Genomic DNA, 20,097 nt, shown 5'->3' with positions numbered 1-20,097 from the left:
TGCGCGGCGGCGCGCGCCTGCGCGTCGCGTGCCCGCGGGCCGTTCGCTAGGATAGACGGCATTGTTCCCTGATCGTCCTGATCGGGCCTGATCGGCTCCGATCGGAAAGGATGCCGCTATGTTCACCATCGGCTGCCATCTCTCGGATAAAGACGGATACCTTCACATGGCGAAGGACGCCGTGTCCATCGACGCCAACACGTTCCAGTTCTTCACGCGCAACCCGCGCGGCGGCGCGCAGAAGGCGCTCGACCCGAAGGACGTCGCCGCGTTCCGCGCCTACGCGCCCGAGCACGGCATCGACGTCATCATGGGATACGCGCCCTACACGGTGAACCCCGCCAGCGACAAGATGAGCGAGCACGATTTCACGATGATGGTGCTGGCTGAGGATCTGGCGCGCATGGAGGAGACGCCGCATGCGCTGTACACGCTCCAGCCTGGCAGCGCCCTCGGGCAGCCGGAGGACGTGGCGCTGGCTCAGGTGGCCGCAGCCCTCAACGACGTGGTGACGCCCTCGCAGACGACGCGCGTGCTGCTGGAAACCATGTCGGGGTCGGGGACGGAAGTGGGCAGCACCTTCGAGCAGCTGGCCGCCATCCTCGAGGAGATCGACCTGCGCGACCACGTGGGCGTGTGCTTCGACGCGTGCCGGGTGTGGGGCGCCGGCTACGACATCGTGGACGACCTCGACGGCGTGGTGGAGGAGTTCGACCGCGTGATCGGCCTCGATAAGCTGTGGGCCATCCACTTGAACGACAGCGTGGACGCCTGCGGCTCGCACAAGGACCGCCATGCGCCCATCGGCGACGGGCGCATCGGCCTTCCGGCGCTCGCCGCGATGGTGAACCATCCGAAGCTACGCGCCGTGCCGTTCTACCTCGAGACGCCGGACCCGACGCTCGCGAAGTACGGTGCGACTATCGAGAAGCTGCATCAGGCTCGCGCGAACGCGTAGGCGCATCTGCTACTATATGCGTCACGATTAAATCACCGGAAAGGACGCGGGCATGTTCACCATCGGATGCCACCTCTCGAGCGCCAAGGGCTACCTTCACATGGCGAAGGACGCCGTGTCCATCGACGCCACCACGTTCCAGTTCTTCACGCGCAACCCGCGCGGCGGCCGCGCGAAGGCCATCGACCCGAAGGACGTGGCGGCGTACGCGGTCTACGCGCCCGAACACGGCATCACGCGCATCCTGGCGCACGCCCCCTACACGCTGAACCCCGCATCCGACAAGCAGCAGACGCGCGATTTCGCGCTCATGGTGCTGGCCGAGGATCTCGGCCGCATGGAGGAAACGCCGCATCAGCTGTACAACATGCACCCTGGCAGCGCCGTGGGCCAGACTCACGAGGAGGCCATCGCGAAGATCGCCGACGCGCTCAACCAGTCGCTGCTGCCCGTGCAGACCACCACGTTGCTGCTTGAAACGATGGCGGGGAAGGGCAGCGAGATCGGCGGGACGTTCGAGGAGCTGGCGGCCATCATCGCGCAGGTGGAGCTCGAGAGCCACGTGGGCGTGTGCCTCGACACGTGCCACGTGTGGGATGCGGGCTACGACATCGTGGGCGACCTCGACGGCGTGGTGGAGGAGTTCGACCGCGTGATCGGCCTCGACCGCCTGCGCGCCATCCACCTCAACGACTCCCAGAACGCCCGCGGCTCGCACAAGGACCGCCACGCGCGCATCGGCGAGGGCGAGATCGGGTTCGCGGCGCTCGCCGCCGTCACGAACCACCCGAAGCTGCGCGACCTGCCGTTCTACCTGGAAACCCCCAACGACAAGCTGTCAGGCTACGCCGAAGAAATCGCCGCGCTTCGAGAAGCGCATGCCATTTCCTAGGGCGCGGCAGAGGCGGAGGGACGCACGCGCCCTGTGCCGCGCCGACCGCACGGCGCACCCATCTCGAATCAGGAAATCGTACAAATGTTCTTGACTACCGAACCGATGTTCGTTATACTGATGCTATAGCGGCTGGACGTTCATCCTAACCGCAGGGCAACCTGCGGAACAGTCGCCTTCCTTAACGGTAGGCAGCTGAGAGAAGGGATGGACGCATGGCTGCTTTTTCTGATCCTCAAACCCCTGACGCTTGCTTTTTACTATATATATGTAGTAAATTGAATACGCAAGGGAGGCGAGTATGATGCTCGTCGATTACTATGCGCTTCCGAGTGGCCGTCAGCCCGCGAAAGACTACATCAAATCGCTTGACGGCAAACTGAAGAGCAAGACGATGCGCTCGGTCGAGCTGTTGCGCACGAAAGGGCACCTGATAGGCGAGCCGGAATCGAAGCACCTCGAAGACGGCATATTCAAGTTGCGAACGACGATGGGAAACAATACCAGTCGGATACTGTTCTTCTTCTGCGTCGGCGACGTGGCGGTTTTGACGCACGGGTTCGTCAAGAAGACCCAGCGCACGCCCCGAAGGGAGATCGCAAAAGCGAAACGCTATCGTGAAGACTATCGAGCTAGGGACTTGAAAGGGTGATGGACGTGGAAGATCACTACGAAGACGATTTCACGAGGCATTTGGCCGAAGAGTTGAAAGACCCCGAATTCCGGAAGTATTGGGAAGAGGACGAGGCGGAGTTCCAGCTGCGGCTCGCCATCATCGACGCGCGCAACGAAACCGGCATGACGCAGGAGCAGCTTGCGAAGGCGTCGGGGCTGAACCAGCGCGTGATCAGCCGCATCCAGACCGGCAACGCGAACCCGACGCTGCGCACCATCGGCAAGCTGGCGCGGGGGTTCGGCAAGAAGGTCGAGATCAGGTTCGTGTAGGCGCGGGCTCTACTTGATGACCACCGCTTGCGCCCCCAGCTCGTAGTAGCGGGCGGCGAACTGCTGCAGGTCGTAGCTCACCTGGCCGGCAAGCGAGTCGCTGACCAGTACCACGCCCGCATCCAGATCGTAGCCGCTCACCACGACGCAGTGGCTGTTCGCGTACAACCGGTACGTGCGGTCGCCCGCGCGCTCCACCTGGTAGGCGGTGCCCGGATCCGCGAGCCCGATCGTGCACCAGGCGATGACGGGATTCCCGGCGGCCACTTCGTCGAGCACGTCTTCAAGCGAGGCTCCGGTGAGGTCGACGGCCTCCAGGGTGGATTCTTGCGCGGCGAGGTAGGCGGTGGCGGTCTGGGCGATGGCGGGTGCCATGCAGCTGTGGCCGTCGGTCGCGTGCGGGTCGCCCATGAACGCCGTCACGAAGTCGCTGTCGCTGAGGGGCAGCCATGCGTCGGCGATCTCGGTTTTCTCCAGCTCGAAGCCGAACGACAGCAGCGCGTTCGTCAACGCGACGGACTCGCAGCCGGTGGGAAGCTCGGGATACTGTTCGAGCGCGGGCACCTCGAAGGAGGCGGCGCGCTGAGACTGGGAGACGCCCGCTTGCAGGGCGGCCACGTCCTGCGTGGCGCGTTTCTCGGCATCGATGTCGGCAACCGCCAGAGGGGAGGATAGCAGCGAGAACGACACCACGCCCACGAGCAGCACTGTCGCGGCCGAGAAGCACAGGCGCGTGGCGGTCCAACGACCGCGCCGCCGTCTGAAGATCGGGCGCTCGCGGCGCATGCGCGGGAGGAACTGCCGGGCGAACAGCCGACGGCGATACGTGGTGCAACGGACGCGCGAGGTGCGCCTGCGGGGCGGTTCGATGGCCATGCTCGCACCTTTCTCTTGGGTCGGCTTGCTTCTAGCTTATCGGTCGATGTTGAAAACAACCTGAAAGACGCTCGTGGGCAACCCCTTCACCTCGAACACGCCATCCGACGCCGAATTGTTTCACCCGTCGCAAAACCTCCTCATTTTCACGGAGCGCATGCGCGCGGCATGGACGATACTGATTTCGAAGAACCCCTTGACCCTCCTGTTGCAGGAGGTTGTTGAATGCGATGAGAAGGAGGTGAGACACGTGTTCTACATCGGAGAGTTCTCGAAGATGGGCAAGACCACCATCAAGACGCTGCACCATTACGACCGCATCGGGCTGTTGCGTCCGGCGGCGGTGGACGGTGTGACGGGGTACCGCCTGTACACCACCCAGCAGCTTGCCGACCTGCACCGCATCCAATCGCTCAGGCAGGCGGGGCTCACCATCGACGAGGTGGCCTCCATCATCGGCGGCGCCGACCCGCGTCCCATACTGACGCAGCGCCGCGACGAGATCGAGCGGGAGCTCATCGCGCGTGAGGACCGACTCGCGCGCATCGCATTCATGCTTTCAGATGAAGAAAAGGGGTTTACCATGGACTATCAGGCAACCATCAAGGACATTCCCAGCTGCATCGTGTTCTCCAAGACGATGACCGTACCCGACTATTCCGCATACTTCGAGGTCATTCCCGCCATCGGGCGCGCCGTGCAGGAGGCGAACCCCGATCTTAAGTGCGCCACGCCCGAATACTGCTTCATCACGTACCTCGATGGCGAGTACAAAGAGCGCGACATCACGATGAAGTACAGCGAGGCGGTGGAGGCGTTCGGGGTCGAGAGCGACGGCATCGTGTTCGAGGAGGTTCCCGCCGCGACGGTGGTGTCCGTCATGCATCGCGGCTCGTACGCCGACCTGCCGCGCGCCTACGCGTTCGCGATGGAGTGGATCGAGCAGAACGGCTATCGCACGACCGACCTGCCGCGCGAGAGCTACCTCGACGGCATCTGGAACGGCATCCCCGAGTCCGAATGGCTCACCGAGATCCAAGTGCCCATCGAGAAGAACTAGTGCCGAATGCGAGGCGGGGCGGATTGCTCCGCCCCGCCTCGTTCGATCGCTTCGGCTCGTCCGTCTACCGCATCAGCATTCTCAGCAGCTTGATCTTGTCGCCGAACGGGGGGTTGCGGATGGGCATCTCGATCCAGGTGCCCTTCGCGAGCGTGGACTTGTAGTGCGTGAAGCAGTCGAAGCCCACCTTGCCATGGTAGGCGCCCATGCCGGAGTTGCCCACGCCGCCGAAGCCCATGTGGTTGTTCGCGAGGTGGACGACCACGTCGTTGACGGTAGCGCCGCCGAACGGCAGCTCGCGGATCACGCGTTGCTGCACGTGCTTGTCGTCCGAGAACACGTACGTGGCCAAGGGCTTCTCGAACGTGCGCACGATGGCGAACGCCTCGTCGAGCGTCTTGTACGTGAGGACGGGCAGCACGGGCCCGAAGATCTCCTCGTTCATGACGGGGTCGTCGAGCGTCACGCCGCGCAGGCAGGTGGGCTCGATGCGCAGCGTGTCGGGGTCGCCGTGGCCGCCGAACGCCACCGTGGCGTTCGGGTTGAGCTGCTCGATGAGCACCATCACGCGCTCGAAGTGGCGCTGCGAGATCATGTGCGGCCACTCGTCGCAGGCGAGGATGTCCTCGCCGTAATACCGATGGAAGCATGCGTCCAGCTGCTCCACGAAGTCGTCCACCACGCGCTCGTGCACGAGGAAGTAGTCGGGCGCCACGCAGGTCTGTCCGCAGTTGATGCCCTTTCCCCAGGCCACACGCTGTGCCGCGCGCTTCACGTTGGCTGTTTCGTCCACGATGCAGGGGCTTTTGCCGCCCAGCTCCAGCACTACGGGCGTGAGGTGCTTCGCCGCCGCTTCCATGACGGTGCGGCCCACGTTCGGGCTGCCGGTAAAGAAGATCTGGTCCCAGCGCACTTCCAGCAGCCAGTCGTTCATCGCGCCCGAGCCGGGGAACCCGCACACGAACTCGGGTGGGAACACGTTCGCCAAGATGTCGATGAGCAGCTCGCTCGTGTGCTTCGACGTGCGCGAGGGTTTGAGCGCCACGCAGTTGCCGGCGGCGATGGCGTCGACCATCGGCACGAGGGCCAGCTGCACGGGATAGTTCCACGGGCTGAGCACCAGCACCACGCCCATCGGGCTGGGGTACACCTTCGATGTGGAATGGAAGTGCACGATGGGGGTGGGCACCCGGCGCGGGCGCGCCCAGCTGTTCAGGTGCTTGAGGCACGTGGCTATCTCGTCGTAGACGATTCCCAGCTCGGTGGCGTAACCCTCGAACGGCGCTTTGCCCAGGTCGGCGGTCAGCGCGGCCAGGATGCGCTCCTCGTTCGCCTTGAGGTACGCCCTGAGCTTCTCGAGGGTCTGGCGGCGGTACTCCACGTCGAGCGTGGCACCCGTCAGATAGAACGCGCGCATCTTCTGCGCGGCGGCCTCGACGTCGGCGACGCTCTCGTATGCGGGATGTGCGGGGGTGACGCTCATGCGGCGCTCCTTCGGAATCGGCAGGGTCGGGCGGGATCAGTAGGCGGCCTCGAGGATGGCGAGCGCGTCATCCAGCGTGATCTCGGTCTCGTTGTACAGCGCGGCGCCGTCGTAGCGCGCCTGCTTAGCCACGGCCGGCAGGTCGTCGCGCGACACGCCCAGCTCGGACAGCCTGAGCGGCACGCCGTACCCGTCGCGGTACAGCTCGTTGAGCGAGAACAGGTGCTCGGCGAACGCCTCGTCGCGCACGCTCGGCGCGGCATCGGCGCCCAGGGCCGCGGCGCGCGCGGGGGTGAGGGCGCCCAACAGCTGGCCGTACACTCCGGCGTGGATGCCGCGGTCCAGGTTGAACCGCACGCAGTGGGGGAGCAGCATCATCATGGCCTGGCCGTGCGGGATGTGGCAGAGGCCGCCCAGCGAGTGGCCGATGGCGTGGACGATGCCCACCATCGCGTTCGAGAACGCCGCGCCCGCCATGAGCGAGGCCAGCGCCAGGCTCGTGCGTGCTTCGGCGTTCGCCCCGTCGCGGCAGGCCAGCGGCAGGTTTTCGGCGATGAGCTCGATGGCCTTCACGGCGAACGCGTCGGACACGGGGTTCTTCTGGATGGAGGTGTACGCCTCGATGGCGTGCGTGAGCGCGTCCATGCCGGTGGTGGCCGTCAACTTGGGCGGCAGCGAGGACGTGAGCGCGGGGTCGAGGATGGCCGTGTGCGGAACGAGCTTGTACGAGGTGAACGACAGTTTCGCGTGCTTCTTCGTGTCGGCCACCACGGCCACGAGCGTCACCTCGCTGCCGGTGCCGGCCGTCGTGGGCACGGCGATGAACGGCGGCAGGTCGGCGTGCAGGATCTCGGAGCCCTGCAGCGTGGCGAAATCGACGCCCTCGCAGGCGAGCGAGGCGGCCGCGCCCTTCGTCGTGTCGATGACCGAGCCGCCGCCGATGGCCACGAACCCGTCGCAGCCGCGTGCCGTGAACAGGTGCGCCACCTCGTTCACCACGTCCATCGACGAGTCGGGCGGCACCTGGTCGAACACCTCGTAAGCTACGCCGGCGGCGTCGAGCACGTCGGTCAGCTTCGCGGCCACGCCCAGCTTCACCAGGCCGGCATCGGTCATGACCAGCGGGTGCTCCATGCCGCGGTCGGCCACCTCGTCGGGCAGCTTGTCCAGCGCGTGCGCGCCGCAGACGATTTTCGTGGGGCAGGAAAACTCGAATCCTTGCATATGCTCCTCCAGGCGATCAGGGACGGCGATCAGGCGCGCGGGGCGGACGGGGACGACGGGCGGGCAGCGGACGTGCGGTACGCGGCGCGCCATCCGAAGAACAGCTTCAGCAGCGCCGTGAACATATAGGTGAGGGAGACGCCCGTGTTGTTGGGCCCGCGCGTGGAGAACGCGCGCTCGGCGAGGGCGGCTTTGAGCGTCGTGCCGCCCGAGAAGCAGCTGAACGCGTAGGCCAGCGAGCGGAACGCGATGACGTAGTCGACGGAGACGGCCTGCGCGTCGGCGCTGGCCAGGCCGCTGCCGGGCTCCACGTCGGTGGCCAGCCGGTCGGGTGGCACGCGCTTGAACGCGCCGGACTCCGTGCGCCGGCACGCGCACGCCAGACTCGTCCCGTTCACGGACAGCATGAACGTGTAGCCCGGCTCCAGGTAGTCGACCTCCGCGCGGATCTTCGGCGACACGTGCTTGAACAGGTTGATCAGATGCGGCAGCAACCGCAACAACACCCGAACATAGAGCGCCTGGAAACGCTGTCCCATGCTGCGAGGGTGCGATGATTCGGTCATGTACGGCTCCTCTGACGTCATCGTTGGACATGCTTCGTATGATACCGCGCCGCGCCATCCGCGGGAATCACGTTCTTCGGAAAACAGGCTCGTCGGGTGCCTCTCTTCCCGGGTCCTGCGCTGGGCGGTGTACGGGTTGGTTTCGCTCCGTACACCATTTGGTGTAATTCCGTGTCGCAAAGGTGACAAATGGTTTCGAGCGTCTTTGAACGGGGGAGGGGAGTGCTAAGGTGACGGCATTCAAAAAAGAAAAGCTTGGCGATCATAGACCAGCACGAATCGAAGGAGCGTGAAGCACATGACCGATACCCATGGCAGCACCCCCGGCAACGGCCCCGTGCCGCCGACGCAGGGCGACGAGCATGCTCAACATGCCGCCCCGACGGGCCAGCAGCCTTATTATCAGCAGCAACAGCAGTACTACCAGCAGCCGCAGCACCCCCAGCATCCGGCGGGCGGGGTGACGGTGCAGAACAAGTCGCACGGCGGCAGGACGTTCCTGCTCGCCTTCTGCGGCGCGGCCGTCGCCTGCGCCATCGGCTTGGGCGGTTTCGGCATTTGGCAGGCCAGCACCGGCGGCAGCGACGCGGGTTCCTCCTCGTCCTCGACGCAGCTCGGCTCGCAGAACTCCGGCAGCATCAACGCCACCGACGCCGAGTCCGACCAGACGCTGGCCGAGGCCGTGGCGCAGAAGGCCCTGCCTTCCGTGGCCGCCATCGACGTGTACACGAATCAATCGTCCGGCATGTCGGGCATGTACGGTTCCGGCAACTCCGGCTCCAGCACCGGCACGCTGACGCAGTCGTCGCTCGGCAGCGGCGTGGTGCTCACCGCCGACGGCTACATCGTCACGAACTACCACGTGATCGAAGGCGCCGACGCGGTGGAGGTCACCGTCGAAGGCGAAACCTACGAAGCCGACGTCGTGGGCAGCGATCCCAGCTCCGACATCGCGGTCGTCAAGGCCAAGGATGCCAGCGGCCTCACGCCCATCGAGATCGGCGATTCCGACGACCTCATCATCGGCGAGTGGGTCATGACCATCGGCAGCCCGTTCGGCCTCGAGCAGTCCGTCGCCACGGGCATCGTGTCGGCCACGAGCCGTTCGCAGATCATGGACAGCTCCACCGACCAGTACGGGCAGAGCACCGGCGAGACCACCATCTACCCGAACATGATCCAGACCGACGCGGCCATCAACCCCGGTAACTCCGGCGGCGCGCTCGTCGACGCGGACGGCAAGCTCATCGGCATCAACACGCTGATCACGTCCTACTCCGGCAACTACTCCGGCGTCGGCTTCGCCATCCCGGTGAACTACGCGGTGAACCTCGCGCAGCAGATCATCGACGGCAAGACCCCGACCCATGCGCAGCTCGGCGTGTCGCTGTCCACGGTGAACGCCCAGAACGCGCAGCGCTACGGCCTGTCCGTTGACTCCGGCGCCTACGTGGCCGCCGTCAGCGAGGGTTCCGGCGCCGCCGAGGCCGGCCTGAAGGAAGGCGACATCATCACCAAGTTCGACGGCGAGAACGTGGAATCTGCCAGCGACCTCATGCTGGACGTCCGCTCCAAGAACCCCGGCGACAAGGTGACGCTCGAAGTGAACAGCAACGGCGAGACCAAGCAAGTCGAGGTCACGCTCGGCTCCGACGAGAGCACGCAAAGCGCTTCGACCCAGCAGAACAACGCCCAGGAGTCCATGCTCGAGCGCCTCTTCGGCGGCGGCTCCAGCAGCTCCCAGCAGGACGCGGCGTAACCCCTCCCTGCCATCTCCTCTCCTTCGACGGCCCCCGCTTCCCCAGCGGGGGCCGTTGTGCGTGAAGGGCCCCTTCCTCTGTCCTTTGCGTGAAATGCCTGAAAACGGCCGCGAGCTTGACGCGGTCGTTTTCATTTTCAGGTAAGATGGGCGGTTAGAACAACCTATATGAACGACCACCGAGAGGATAAGGCTTATGTCTGAAGGATACCGATACGACCGCGTGCTGCTCAAGTTGTCTGGCGAGGCGCTGGCGGGCGACGTCGGCTACGGCATCGATCCGAAGGTGGTGGACGACCTCGCCGACCAGATCGCCGAAATCGTGCGCTCCGGCGTGCAGATGGCCGTCGTCGTGGGCGGCGGCAACATCTTCCGCGGGCTGGCCGGCTCGGCCGAGGGTATGGACCGCGCGCAGGCCGACTACATCGGCATGCTGGCCACGGTGATGAACGCGCTCGCCCTCCAGGACGCCTTCGAGCGCCACGGTATCTTCTCCCGCGTGCAGAGCGCCATCAACATGCAGGAAGTGTCCGAGCCCTACATCCGCCGTCGCGCCATCCGTCATATGGAGAAGGGCCGCGTGGTCATTCTGGCCGCTGGCACGGGCAACCCGTACTTCACCACCGACACCACGGCGGCGCTGCGTGCGTGCGAGCTGGACGTGGACGTGCTGATGAAGGCCACGAAGGTGGACGGCGTGTACGACAGCGATCCCAAGAAGAACCCCGACGCCCAGCGCTTCGACCGCATCAGCTACATGGACGTGCTGTCGCGAGGCCTCAACGTCATGGACTCCACGGCCACGTCGCTGTGCATGGACAACGACGTGCCCATGATCGTGTTCGACCTGACGGTCAAAGGCAACATTTCGCGCGCTTTGAAGGGCGAAGACGTCGGAACCACGGTAGAATCGCGGTAGAATAGCAAGAGCGCATGCGCGTGCGCGCCGTTTTGCGGTTGGCGCGTTGCGAGGAGCAGGGTGAAAGGAATCGGGATGAGTATAGACGATAGCATGTTGCAGGCCGAGGAGCGCATGGACAAGGCGCTGGCTTCGCTGGGCGAGGCGTTTGCGTCCGTCCGCACCGGGCGCGCGAACGCCATGGTGCTCGATCGCATCAGGGTGGACTACTACGGCGTGCCGACGCCGGTGAACCAGATGGCGGGCGTCAAGACGCCCGACGCGCACATGCTGGTCATCGAGCCGTGGGACAAGGGCGTGCTCGGCGCCATCGAGCACGCGATCATGCAGAGCGATCTGGGCGTGACGCCGTCGAACGACGGTTCCGTCATCCGCCTGCCGTTCCCCGCGCTCACCGAGGAGCGCCGTCGCGAGCTGGTGAAGCAGTGCAAGACGTACGCCGAGGAGGCGCGCGTGGCCGTGCGCAACGCCCGTCGCGACGCGAACGCCGCCATCGAGCGCGCCGTCAAGGAGGAGAGCCTCCCCGAGGACGACGAGCGTCGCGGCCAGGCCGAGGTGCAGAAGCTCACCGACAAGTACATCGCCGACATCGACGAGGCGTTCAAGAAGAAGGAAGCCGAAGTGATGGAGATTTAACGTTCCGGCGGTCTGCCGACCGCCGGAACCGCTCGACGCTGCGGGCTTCCGGGGCGCCCGATCTCGCGGCGATGCCGATGACTTGCGTACCGAAGTACGCTTCGCCATCGCCATCCCCACGATCTCGGGCACCGCGAAAGCCCTCGCTGACTTACTACGCCAACCTGGGTGTTTTGCGAGGTACTCTTGAACAAGTCGCTCGACTACATATTCCCGAACCCTCCTGCGGATCTCGACCCGACCCGTCTCGACCCTGCGGCGGTGCCGCAGCACGTGGCCGTCATCATGGACGGCAACGGGCGCTGGGCGAAGGAGCGCGGGAAGAACCGCCTGTTCGGCCACAAGGCCGGCATCGAAGCGGTGCGCGAGACCATCCGCTGCGCGTCCGACGTGGGCGTGCGCTACCTCACCATCTACTCGTTCTCGTCCGAGAACTGGAAGCGCCCGCAGGACGAGGTCATCGGCCTCATGAACCTGTTCGCCACCACGATGCTCGCCGAGGTCGACGGCCTGCACGAGGAGGGCGTGCGCGTCATGACCATCGGCCGCACCGACGAGCTGCCGAAGAAAACGCGCGACGCGTTCGCGAAGGCGTGGGAGAAGACGAAGGACAACGACGGCATGACGCTGGTCGTGGCCGTGAACTATGGCGGCCGCGTCGAGCTGCTCGACGCCATGCAGTCCTACATGGACGGCGCGCACGCCGCGCTGCGCGAGGGCCGCGCCCCCGAGCCTTTGAGCGAGGAGACGCTGGCGCGCCACCTGTACACGGCGGACATTCCCGATCCCGACCTGCTCATCCGCACGAGCGGCGAGATGCGCGTGTCGAACTTCCTGCTGTGGCAGATCGCCTATTCCGAGTTCGTGTGCACCGAGACGCTGTGGCCGGACTTCGACCGCTACGAGCTTCTACGCGCGCTGCTGGAATTCCAGTCGCGCGATCGGCGATTCGGGGCGGTGAAGTAGGTGGCATCGCGGCCCGACGAACAGGTTGAGGCGGGCGACGACCGCAAGCGCACGGGGCGCATCAAGGATTTCGCCTACGAGAAAACCCCCAAGAAGCTGAAGAACGCCACCGACCTGCAGGTGCGTTTCCGCACGGGCTTCGTGTACGTGGCGCTGTCGGTGCTGTGCATCCTCATCAGCGATTGGACCACAGTGGCGTTCCTCGTGGTCACGGCCGGCATCACGGCGGGCGAGTTCTACTACATGCTGCGGTCGGACGCGAAGCTGCCCAACGAGATGCTCGGCATCATCGCGGCCATGCTGTACCCGCTCAGCGTGTTCCTGCTGGGATTGAACGGCGCGCTGTTCGTGAGCCTCGCGTTGCTGCTGGCCTTGATCGTGTGGTACGTGTTCTGGATGCGAGCGCGCGTGCCCGACGTGGGCGTGAGCTTCTTCGGCGCCGCGTACTGCGGCATGCTGCTGTCGGGTCTCGTGGTCATCCGCACGGCGCTGCCCCAGCCGTGGGGCGGCGTGCTGGCGCTCGGCATCTTCTTCAGCGTGTGGGCGAACGACTCGTTCGCCTACCTCGTGGGCAGCAAGATCGGCAAGCACAAGCTGGCGCCGCGCACGAGCCCGAAGAAGAGCTGGGAGGGCTTCATCGCCGGGCTCGTCGGGTCCGCGGCGTTCTGGTGCCTCATGACGCTCATCCCGGGCGTGACGATGTCCATCCCGCAGGCGCTGATGTTCGGCCTGATCAGCGGCTTGATGGGCGTGCTCGGCGATCTGGCCGAGAGCCGCATCAAGCGCAACTCGGGCTTCAAGGACTCCGGCACCATCATGCCGGGCCACGGCGGCCTGCTCGACCGCTGCGACTCGCTGTTCCTGGTGGCCGTCACCTCGGCCATCCTGCTGCTGGGCTTCGGCTGCATCCCGTTCCCCGTTCCGCTGCTCTAGGAGGCGCGCATGAGACGCATCGTTGTGTTGGGTTCCACGGGTTCCATCGGCACGCAGACGCTCGACGTGGTGCGCCGCCATCCCGACAAGCTGGACGTGGTGGGCCTCGCGGTGAACACGCGGGCCGACGAGCTGTTGGCGCAGGCGCGCGCGTTCGGCGTGCGCCACCTCGCGGTGGGCGACGAGCGCCTGGCGGGGGAGCCGATAGCCGACGAGCTGGCCGCGCAGGCGCGCAGCGGCGCGCAGTCGGCCGCAAGCGTGCCGTCGTCGCTGGCCGAGGCCGTGGCGTGCCGCAACGCGGGCGGCGAGGGGTCGCTCGGGTTCGGCGCCGACGCCGTGGTGGACCTCGTGCGCCTTCCCGAAGCCGACATCGTGGTGAACGCGCTCGTGGGCGCCGCCGGCCTGCGCGCCAGCTACGAGACGCTCGCGGCGGGCAAGGTGCTCGCGCTGGCGAACAAGGAATCCCTCGTGGTGGGCGGCGACCTCATCATGCCCCTGGCGGCCGAGCCGGGGCGCCTCATGCCCATCGACTCGGAGCACGGGGCCATCTACCAGTGCCTGCTGGGCGAGGACCCGCGCGAAGTGTCGCGCTTGTGGGTGACGGCGTCGGGCGGCCCCTTCCGCGGGCGCACGCGCGCCGACCTCGCCGACATCACGCCCGCTCAGGCGCTTGCGCATCCCACGTGGAACATGGGCGCGAAGATATCCATCGACTCGTCCACGCTCATGAACAAGGGGCTCGAGGTCATCGAGGCGCACCATCTGTTCTCCATGCCCTACGACCGCATCAGCGTGGTCGTGCAGCCGCAGAGCGCCATCCACTCCATGGTGGAGTACTCCGACGGCAGTGTGAAGGCCCACCTCGGCACCACCGACATGCGCATCCCCATCCAGTTCGCGCTGTCGTACCCGGAGCGCTGGGACGCGCCCGTCGAGCCGCTCGATTTCACGAAGCTCGGCAGCCTCGAGTTCGCCGCGCCCGACACCGACACGTTCCGCTGCCTCGCGCTGGCCCGCGCGGCCGGCGAGCGCGGCGGCACGCTGCCCTGCGTCATGAACGCCGCGAACGAGGTGGCCGTGGCCGCGTTCCTCGCCGAAGAGGGCAGCTACTTAGGCATCGCCCAGTGCGTCGAGGCCGTCATGGACGCCCACGAACGCGACGGCGTCCAGCATGTGGAGAGCCTCGGCCAGCTCGAGGAGCTCGACGCCTGGGCCCGCGCGGAAGCCCGCCGCCAGATCGTGCAGTAGGAGCGAACGCCCCGCCTGCCGCTCGACCCCGCGAAGGGCCTATGCGCCGAGCGGGGAACTGGAACAAATGTTTCACGTGAAACATTCGCCCTGCGCCCCTCGGGGGGGGGTAGCGGCGACAGGCGCGCCGCGTCCCCGCGAATGCGTCACGGCCCCCGCTCCACCGCGGCGCGCCTCCGTCAGAATATCGGGTGGTCCAGGCGGTCGATCAACCCGGGGACGTTGCCGTAGTGGTTCTCGGCGGGCAGGTAGTAGGTGTAGCGCCCGCCGCCGCGTTTCAGGATGCCGCCCTCCTTCACCAGCGTGGCGAGCGCGCGCTCGATCGTCGTCTCGCTCATGAGCGGGCACGAGCGGACGATGTCCTGCTTGGTCGTCCCGTAGGATCGCTGGGTCACGATCATGTTCACGCGATCGACGTTCGTGGGCGGCTTCCCGTCGGCGATCAGGTACACCTGGTAGAACCGCAGATAGGATTCCACCAGTATCTCGAGAAGGTACTCGGTGAAGGGCCGGTAGTCGTTCCTCCCCGTCTCCCAGCCGTGCGAGCTCGCTCGCATCGCCTTGACCATCTGGGGATACGTGTGCTCCACGAGCGAGGGCACGCTGATGTAGCGGGCGATGCGGTGATTGGCCCGGTTGAGCAGGTGCACGCCGACGAGCAGGCACGTCAGCTCTCTGTTCCGGTCGAACACGCCGAGGTTGTACAGATCGACGACGAAGGGGCCGAGGATGAGCAGCGGGTCGAGCCTTCCGTCCCCCACCGCGTGCTCCCATACCTCGCACAGCCCGCGCAGCTGGGTCGTGCGCGCGCCCAGCCGCGCGGGCTTCGGGAGCCGCTCGACCGTCTCCGGCGGGAAGAACGCGTCGTCGGGGGAGGGGCCGTCCAGGGGCTCCTCCGCGCACAGCGCTTGGTGCAGCGTCATCACGGCGCCGGCCGTGGGCGCGATGTCGAAGCGGTGGGCGTCCGAGGCTTCGAGGAGGTGGCGGGCGGTGCGCTCGAAGCAGGCGGGAAGCGGGTCGGGCGGCAGGCCGAGCGCCTGCTCGTGCTTCGCGTGGAGCGGCCGAAGGCAGCGGACCGTCTGCTCCAGCGCCGACGGGGCCAGCACCTCGAGGTTCTCGGGGTGCTGCCGAAGGAGCAGGAGCAGCCGGGCCTTCAGGTCGTGGATCATCGTCGTGGCCCAGTACATCCGGTGCGACGCCAGGGTTTCGGGGCATTTCGAGTAATCGAACGCGCGCGAGACGGTATGGAAGGTCGAGGTGCCCATCTGCTCCAATTTTCTTGGCGAATGATGCAATTATCCTTGTGAAAGGATAGCACGAAACGGATCGCGAGAAAATGATCAGCCGCTTCATCAGGTATTTTTACTCAAAGGCAGCATTTATTCGCAAAAAAGATAATAGATTACGGACGCGCAACCTATACTACAAGGCGCAAAGGGAAGCGTTCGCAAGGAGGAATGAATGGAAGCCATGAATCGTCGGCAGTTCGTCAAGATCGGGGCCGTGGCGGGGTTGAGCATCTTCGCGTTCGGCGCGTTGCCCGGGTGCGGGCAGGAGGCCGTGGGGACCGACGCGGGGCAGCAGGGCGGCAAGACCATGCGCACGGTCACCGACATGCTTGGGCGCGACGTCGAGATCTGCGTTCCCGAGGAGATCACCGCGTACGGATGCAACGCGTGGGCGGAGGTGCCGTTCATGTCGATGCTCGGCGTGACGGACGCCCTGCTCGCGGGATACGACCTGGACATCACCGAGAACATGAAGATCCTGTACCCGGGGTGCGACCACTATACCGAGCGACCCTTCACGAGCGAAGGCGCCGCCAACATCGAGGAAGCGCTCACGCTCGATCTGGACTTCGTGTTCCTGCGGACGAACGACGCCGCCGACGAGCGCTTGAAGCAGATGGAGGACGCGGGGATCAAGGTGCTGTGCTGCCTACCGGGCGGCATGGACGAGATCGACGAGTATCTCCTGTTCATGGGGACGGTCTTCGGCGATGCCGCCACGAAGCGCGCCCAGGAGCTCATCTCGTACCAGGAAGCGTGCCTGAAGGATCTCAACGACGCGGCGCGCACTGTCACCGAGCGCCCGCGCGTGGTCATCTTGTGGGGCATGGGCGACGGCACGTACCGCCTCCAGGGCAACGATGCGGAAGTGATCATGGTGGCGAAGCTGGCGGGCGCCGACCTGTGCTACGACGAGCCGCAGTACACCGAGGTGTCGATGGAGCAGGTGCTCGCCTACGACCCCGACATCTTCATCAACTTCCGCGACAACGTCGAGCGCGCCGACCTCGAGGCGAACGAGGCGTTCACCTCGTCGCGCGCCTACCAGGCCGGGCAGTTCTACTCGGTGCCCTACACGCTTGCGGGGCAGGCTCCCTCGTCGTTCCCCTTCACCGACGTCTGCGCCTACTACCTCATGTCCGTGATCCGCGGCGACGCGTACGAGGGCCCCACCGTCAAAGAGGCGCTCAAGAACAACGCGCTGAACTTCTTCGACTACGAGCCGAGCGAGGATGAGCTGACCGCGATGGAGAACGGCGAGGTCATCGAGCTGACGGCAAGCCATAAGAAGATCGCGTAGGCTGCTGGGCGCCACGATGGACTACTCGGTTTCCGACAACGACATCCTCGGCGAGTCGCTCGAGCGCGGGCAGAAGAAGCGCACGCGGCTCCTCGGCGTGCTCGCCGGGGTCGCGCTCGTCGTCTCGTTTTTGTTCTGCCTGGTGGTGGGCCGTTACACCACGGGGGTCGTCGAGACGTTCGCCGCCTTCGCCTACGGCACGGTGGACGCGGTCATCGACCTCCTCGAGCTTCCCACGCTCGTGCCGGGCATCTCCTACGACATCCCCAACCCCGTTCCGATCATCTGGGACACGACGAGCTACCTCGTGCTGTGGACCATCCGGCTGCCGCGCATGATCGGCGTGGTCTTCGTCGGCGGCGGCTTGGCGATGGCGGGCGCAAGCTACCAGGGCGTTTTCCGCAACCCGATCGTGTCGGAATCCATCCTCGGCGTCACGGCGGGCGCGGCGTTCGGCGCCGGCCTCGGGTTCTACCTCTACGGCGGCCAGTACCTGGTCATGGCGCTCGCGTTCGTCGGGGCGCTCGTGGCGGTGGCGCTCTCGTACGTGTCGAGCCGGGCCATCAACGGCAACCCGACGCTGCTGCTCGTGCTGGCGGGCACGGTGGTGGGGTCGCTGTTCTCTGCGGGGCTCACGGTGCTGCAGTACCTCATCGGGCCGGAAGATTCTCGACTCGGCGATATCGTGTTCTGGCTCATGGGCTCGTTCTCGAAGATCAGCGGAGGCGACGTCGCGTACCTCGTCGTGGGCATCTCGCTGTGCGCGCTCGTGCTTGCCAATCAGCGATGGAAGCTCAACGTGCTGTCGCTCGGCGACGAGGAGGCGCGCGCCCTCGGCATCGACACGCGCAGGACGCGCCTCGTGATCATCGTGGCGGCCACCCTCCTGACGGCGGTCGCCGTGTCGGTGTGCGGAACCATCGGCTGGGTGGGGCTCGTCGTTCCCCAGATGGTCCGCATGCTCGTGGGGCCGGACAACCGCCGGCTTATCCCGCTGTGCTTCTTCTTCGGCGGAACGTTCATGCTCCTGATCGACTGCCTGTGCCGCAGCCTCATAGCGGGCGAGATCCCCGTCGGCGTTGCCACCGCGGTCATCGGCGCACCGTTGTTCCTGGTCATCCTCAAGCGCCTGAATCGCGGGTGGGTGTGATGACGAGGATAACCATCGAGCACGCGACGTTCTCCTACGATGGGAAGACGGACATCTTCTCCGACCTGAGCTACGAGATCGAGGGCGAGCAGGTGTTCTGCATCCTCGGCCCCAACGGCATCGGCAAGTCAACCCTGTTGAAGGCCGTCCTGAACCTGCATCCGCTCAAAGAGGGGCGCATCTTGCTCGACGGCAAGGACATCCGGGCGATCTCGCCCGCCGCGCTGGCCCGCATCATCGCGTACATCCCCCAGAACTACCAGTTCGCCTTCCCCTATTCGGTGATCGACCTCGTGCTCATGGGCCGGACGCCCCACCTGAACCGGTTGGCGAAGCCCTCGAAGAAGGATTACCGGGCGTGCGCCGACGCCCTCGTCTCCCTGGGGCTGGAGGGGCTGGTCGATCGCCCGTGCACGCAGCTCTCGGGGGGTCAGCTGCAGCTGGTCATGCTGGCCCGCGCCATCGCGCAGGAAGCCGAGTACATCGTGCTGGACGAGCCGACCTCGCATCTCGATTTCGGCAAGCAGATGCAGACGCTCGAGGTGATCGAGGCCATGCGCGACCGGGGCATGGGCATCATCATGACGACGCACTACCCCGATCACGCGTTTCTGGTGTGCGACACCGTGGCCATCATGCAGCGCGGGTCCTTCGTCGCCATCGGCAAGCCGGAGGACGTGGTGAACGAGCAGAGCCTGCAGGACATTTACGGCGTCGAGGTGAAGATCGCTGACTTCACGTTCGGCGATCAGCATCGCAAGGTGTGCGTGCCCATGGGGCATGCGGATGCGCGCTTCGCGCCTCGGGAAAGGTGAGGGTATGTGGCAGCAAGGGCCGGAAGCCGGCACGTTCTATCGGAACCTCGTCAAGCTGGGGATCGGGTTCATGGGCAAGCCGTGCGAGTCGGCGTGCATGCACTGCAAGGGACGGGGCGGGGGAGGCGCGGGCGAGAAGCGCCCCGTCGGCAACCCCCGCAAGCCCGTCTCCTGCCATGAGGCCATGCGGGTGGCGCAGCGGATCGACGAGTGGCGCAAGGAGCGGGGCGTCGACCTGCTCATCACGTTCGGCGGCGCGGACACGCCCGACTACCCCGGGGTGTTCGACGAGATGCGCTTCGTGCGGCGCCTGTACAACCGCCGCGGGTTCGCATGCAACGGCATGGCTATGCGCACGCGCGCCGAGCTGGACGAATGGTTTCGCGAGGCCAAGGAGGCGGGGACGAAGATCGTCTTCACGACGTTCTACGGCACCCGCGAGTTCCACGACTGGTTCGCGGGGCGCGACGGCGACTTCGACCTCATGATCGACACGGCCAAGGCAATCGCGCACAACGGGCTGTACAACTGCCACACGCTGTTCGTGTCCAAGAGCACCACGCCCTACCTCGCCGAGCTGAGCGACATCCTCGATGCGCTTCCGGGGAAGAAGCACCTCGGCTACCGTCCGATCCTCAACAAGATGGAGGTGCTCACCGACGAATCCGAGCGCTACACGCGCGACGAGTACCTCGCGCTGCCCGAGCGCTATCGGAAGGCCCATCACTACCCGATGGGCACGCGTCGGGAATGGCGCGACCACGTTCTGGGCGACCGGTTTCGCGAAGATACCCGCGACGAGCGCCTGCACACGATAATCGACGTGGGCGACGTGGATCTCGAGGCGTTCTACGCGCGGCCCGTCGAGGCGTTCCTCGACGAGGTGATCGACGCCGAGCTGGCCAAAAGGGAGCGCACGCCCACGGTGCGCGAGCTCGCCGAGCGCTACGGCGACCGCCGGATCGACAGCGAGCTGCTGTTCACGCTGTTCGACCTGCACATGGAATGGATGTACCTCTGGCGCCAGGAGCACCCCGGATTCGTCCCCTACTACGCCACGATCGAATAGAAGCCGAGC

20 protein-coding genes are annotated in these 20,097 nt (G+C 65.9%); 15 read left to right on the top strand and 5 right to left on the bottom strand.

Annotated elements, in window-relative coordinates; translation table 11 throughout:
- The first annotated feature begins 118 nt into the window (after positions 1-118).
- From GS424_RS14280 to GS424_RS14265, 4 genes are all read left to right on the top strand, one after another.
- The gene (locus GS424_RS14280) at positions 119-958 is read left to right on the top strand and encodes a deoxyribonuclease IV (RefSeq protein WP_160941155.1); all 840 of its coding nucleotides are present in this window, start codon (positions 119-121) and stop codon (positions 956-958) included.
- Positions 959-1,010: 52 nt separating this feature from the next.
- On the top strand, positions 1,011-1,850 hold the full coding sequence (locus tag GS424_RS14275) for a deoxyribonuclease IV (protein ID WP_160941154.1): 840 nt from the start codon (positions 1,011-1,013) through the stop codon (positions 1,848-1,850).
- Between the two features lie 301 nt (positions 1,851-2,151).
- Positions 2,152-2,502: a type II toxin-antitoxin system RelE/ParE family toxin gene (locus GS424_RS14270; protein ID WP_218958867.1), complete on the top strand. Its 351-nt coding sequence runs from the start codon at positions 2,152-2,154 to the stop codon at positions 2,500-2,502.
- Between the two features lie 5 nt (positions 2,503-2,507).
- On the top strand, positions 2,508-2,795 hold the full coding sequence (locus GS424_RS14265) for a helix-turn-helix transcriptional regulator (RefSeq protein WP_218958866.1): 288 nt from the start codon (positions 2,508-2,510) through the stop codon (positions 2,793-2,795).
- 9 nt (positions 2,796-2,804) lie between these two features.
- Here GS424_RS14265 and GS424_RS14260 read toward each other — a convergent pair whose 3' ends face one another.
- Positions 2,805-3,671 carry a C39 family peptidase gene (locus tag GS424_RS14260; protein ID WP_160941152.1) on the bottom strand — a complete coding sequence of 289 codons (867 nt, stop codon included), beginning with the start codon at positions 3,669-3,671 and terminating at the stop codon, positions 2,805-2,807.
- 250 nt (positions 3,672-3,921) lie between these two features.
- On the opposite strand from GS424_RS14260, the gene GS424_RS14255 reads away from it, so the two are divergent.
- Entirely contained in the window at positions 3,922-4,731 is an 810-nt protein-coding gene (locus GS424_RS14255; protein WP_193666529.1) for a MerR family transcriptional regulator, read from the top strand.
- 64 nt (positions 4,732-4,795) lie between these two features.
- Here the strand turns inward: GS424_RS14255 and GS424_RS14250 are convergent, their stop codons facing one another.
- The 3 genes from GS424_RS14250 to GS424_RS14240 are packed head-to-tail and all read right to left on the bottom strand — an operon-like array spanning position 4,796 to position 8,004.
- Complete coding sequence (locus tag GS424_RS14250) at positions 4,796-6,214, bottom strand: aldehyde dehydrogenase (protein ID WP_160941150.1); 1,419 nt, start codon at positions 6,212-6,214, stop codon at positions 4,796-4,798.
- Between the two features lie 36 nt (positions 6,215-6,250).
- Positions 6,251-7,438 (bottom strand): iron-containing alcohol dehydrogenase, encoded by a 1,188-nt coding sequence (locus tag GS424_RS14245; protein WP_160941149.1) that lies wholly within the window; start codon positions 7,436-7,438, stop codon positions 6,251-6,253.
- A 29-nt stretch (positions 7,439-7,467) separates the two neighbouring features.
- Complete coding sequence (locus tag GS424_RS14240; RefSeq protein ID WP_160941148.1) at positions 7,468-8,004, bottom strand: D-alanyl-D-alanine carboxypeptidase; 537 nt, start codon at positions 8,002-8,004, stop codon at positions 7,468-7,470.
- A gap of 298 nt (positions 8,005-8,302) precedes the next feature.
- On the opposite strand from GS424_RS14240, the gene GS424_RS14235 reads away from it, so the two are divergent.
- The 6 genes from GS424_RS14235 (at position 8,303) to dxr (ending at position 14,465) form a co-directional block, all read left to right on the top strand.
- Complete coding sequence (locus GS424_RS14235; RefSeq protein WP_160941147.1) at positions 8,303-9,763, top strand: S1C family serine protease; 1,461 nt, start codon at positions 8,303-8,305, stop codon at positions 9,761-9,763.
- A gap of 196 nt (positions 9,764-9,959) precedes the next feature.
- Positions 9,960-10,682, top strand: a complete 723-nt coding sequence (pyrH, locus tag GS424_RS14230) for a UMP kinase (RefSeq protein WP_154333165.1) — start codon at positions 9,960-9,962, stop codon at positions 10,680-10,682.
- 75 nt (positions 10,683-10,757) lie between these two features.
- The gene (gene frr, locus GS424_RS14225) at positions 10,758-11,318 is read left to right on the top strand and encodes a ribosome recycling factor (RefSeq protein WP_160941146.1); all 561 of its coding nucleotides are present in this window, start codon (positions 10,758-10,760) and stop codon (positions 11,316-11,318) included.
- A 186-nt stretch (positions 11,319-11,504) separates the two neighbouring features.
- Positions 11,505-12,284: an undecaprenyl pyrophosphate synthase gene (locus GS424_RS14220; RefSeq protein WP_160941145.1), complete on the top strand. Its 780-nt coding sequence runs from the start codon at positions 11,505-11,507 to the stop codon at positions 12,282-12,284.
- On the top strand, positions 12,285-13,217 hold the full coding sequence (locus GS424_RS14215; protein ID WP_160941144.1) for a phosphatidate cytidylyltransferase: 933 nt from the start codon (positions 12,285-12,287) through the stop codon (positions 13,215-13,217).
- Positions 13,218-13,226: 9 nt separating this feature from the next.
- Positions 13,227-14,465, top strand: coding sequence for a 1-deoxy-D-xylulose-5-phosphate reductoisomerase (gene dxr, locus GS424_RS14210; protein ID WP_160941143.1), 1,239 nt, complete (start codon positions 13,227-13,229; stop codon positions 14,463-14,465).
- Between the two features lie 179 nt (positions 14,466-14,644).
- On the opposite strand, the gene GS424_RS14205 is transcribed toward dxr, so the two are convergent.
- Complete coding sequence (locus GS424_RS14205) at positions 14,645-15,730, bottom strand: Fic family protein (RefSeq protein ID WP_160941142.1); 1,086 nt, start codon at positions 15,728-15,730, stop codon at positions 14,645-14,647.
- Positions 15,731-15,926: 196 nt separating this feature from the next.
- Between GS424_RS14205 and GS424_RS14200 the strand changes: the two genes are divergently transcribed.
- Genes GS424_RS14200 through GS424_RS14185 form a run of 4 tightly spaced genes read left to right on the top strand, consistent with a single transcriptional unit; the run spans position 15,927 to position 20,088 of the window.
- Positions 15,927-17,054, top strand: coding sequence for an ABC transporter substrate-binding protein (locus tag GS424_RS14200; protein WP_160941141.1), 1,128 nt, complete (start codon positions 15,927-15,929; stop codon positions 17,052-17,054).
- Between the two features lie 16 nt (positions 17,055-17,070).
- Entirely contained in the window at positions 17,071-18,204 is a 1,134-nt protein-coding gene (locus GS424_RS14195) for a FecCD family ABC transporter permease (protein WP_160941140.1), read from the top strand.
- Positions 18,204-19,019, top strand: a complete 816-nt coding sequence (locus GS424_RS14190) for an ABC transporter ATP-binding protein (protein WP_160941139.1) — start codon at positions 18,204-18,206, stop codon at positions 19,017-19,019. The genes GS424_RS14195 and GS424_RS14190 overlap by 1 nt, the downstream gene beginning before the upstream one ends.
- Positions 19,020-19,023: 4 nt before the next feature.
- Positions 19,024-20,088: a radical SAM family protein gene (locus GS424_RS14185; protein ID WP_160941138.1), complete on the top strand. Its 1,065-nt coding sequence runs from the start codon at positions 19,024-19,026 to the stop codon at positions 20,086-20,088.
- The last annotated feature ends 9 nt before the right edge of the window (positions 20,089-20,097 follow it).

The sequence above is a fragment of the Eggerthella guodeyinii genome, assembly GCF_009834925.2.
Lineage (GTDB): Bacteria > Actinomycetota > Coriobacteriia > Coriobacteriales > Eggerthellaceae > Eggerthella > Eggerthella guodeyinii.
This window is presented reverse-complemented; position numbering and strand designations above follow the sequence as displayed.